Source organism: Pectobacterium fontis (genome assembly GCF_000803215.1).
Taxonomy (GTDB): domain Bacteria; phylum Pseudomonadota; class Gammaproteobacteria; order Enterobacterales; family Enterobacteriaceae; genus Pectobacterium; species Pectobacterium fontis.
On record NZ_JSXC01000067.1, the window covers coordinates 1 to 1,693 of the forward strand.

The following is a 1,693-nucleotide window of genomic DNA, read 5'->3' on the forward strand; positions in this document are numbered from 1 at the left end:
AAAAAGTCTTGAAGAGTGAACAACAGTAAATTCATTACGAATAAACAGTTTTAATTCTTTGAGCATCGCTGACGAGTTCAGCAAATCAAACAAATCTTAAATTGAAGAGTTTGATCATGGCTCAGATTGAACGCTGGCGGCAGGCCTAACACATGCAAGTCGAGCGGTAGCACAGGAGAGCTTGCTCTCTGGGTGACGAGCGGCGGACGGGTGAGTAATGTCTGGGAAACTGCCTGATGGAGGGGGATAACTACTGGAAACGGTAGCTAATACCGCATAACGTCTTCGGACCAAAGAGGGGGACCTTAGGGCCTCTTGCCATCGGATGTGCCCAGATGGGATTAGCTAGTAGGCGGGGTAATGGCCCACCTAGGCGACGATCCCTAGCTGGTCTGAGAGGATGACCAGCCACACTGGAACTGAGACACGGTCCAGACTCCTACGGGAGGCAGCAGTGGGGAATATTGCACAATGGGCGCAAGCCTGATGCAGCCATGCCGCGTGTGTGAAGAAGGCCTTCGGGTTGTAAAGCACTTTCAGCGGGGAGGAAGGCAATAAGGCTAATATCCTTATTGATTGACGTTACCCGCAGAAGAAGCACCGGCTAACTCCGTGCCAGCAGCCGCGGTAATACGGAGGGTGCAAGCGTTAATCGGAATGACTGGGCGTAAAGCGCACGCAGGCGGTCTGTTAAGTCAGATGTGAAATCCCCGAGCTTAACTTGGGAACTGCATTTGAAACTGGCAGGCTAGAGTCTTGTAGAGGGGGGTAGAATTCCAGGTGTAGCGGTGAAATGCGTAGAGATCTGGAGGAATACCGGTGGCGAAGGCGGCCCCCTGGACAAAGACTGACGCTCAGGTGCGAAAGCGTGGGGAGCAAACAGGATTAGATACCCTGGTAGTCCACGCTGTAAACGATGTCGATTTGGAGGTTGTGCCCTTGAGGCGTGGCTTCCGGAGCTAACGCGTTAAATCGACCGCCTGGGGAGTACGGCCGCAAGGTTAAAACTCAAATGAATTGACGGGGGCCCGCACAAGCGGTGGAGCATGTGGTTTAATTCGATGCAACGCGAAGAACCTTACCTACTCTTGACATCCAGAGAACTTAGCAGAGATGCTTTGGTGCCTTCGGGAACTCTGAGACAGGTGCTGCATGGCTGTCGTCAGCTCGTGTTGTGAAATGTTGGGTTAAGTCCCGCAACGAGCGCAACCCTTATCCTTTGTTGCCAGCGGTTAGGCCGGGAACTCAAAGGAGACTGCCAGTGATAAACTGGAGGAAGGTGGGGATGACGTCAAGTCATCATGGCCCTTACGAGTAGGGCTACACACGTGCTACAATGGCGTATACAAAGAGAAGCGACCTCGCGAGAGCAAGCGGACCTCATAAAGTACGTCGTAGTCCGGATTGGAGTCTGCAACTCGACTCCATGAAGTCGGAATCGCTAGTAATCGTAGATCAGAATGCTACGGTGAATACGTTCCCGGGCCTTGTACACACCGCCCGTCACACCATGGGAGTGGGTTGCAAAAGAAGTAGGTAGCTTAACCTTCGGGAGGGCGCTTACCACTTTGTGATTCATGACTGGGGTGAAGTCGTAACAAGGTAACCGTAGGGGAACCTGCGGTTGGATCACCTCCTTACCAAGAAGATGTGCGTTAAGTGAAGTGCTCACACAGATTGTCTGATGAAAATA

At 52.2% G+C, this 1,693-nt stretch carries 1 rRNA gene; it reads left to right on the forward strand.

The annotated features are described in order from the left end of the window. Positions 1-98: 98 nt before the first annotated feature. A 16S ribosomal RNA gene (locus OI69_RS18380) occupies positions 99-1,640 on the forward strand. Positions 1,641-1,693 lie beyond the last annotated feature (53 nt).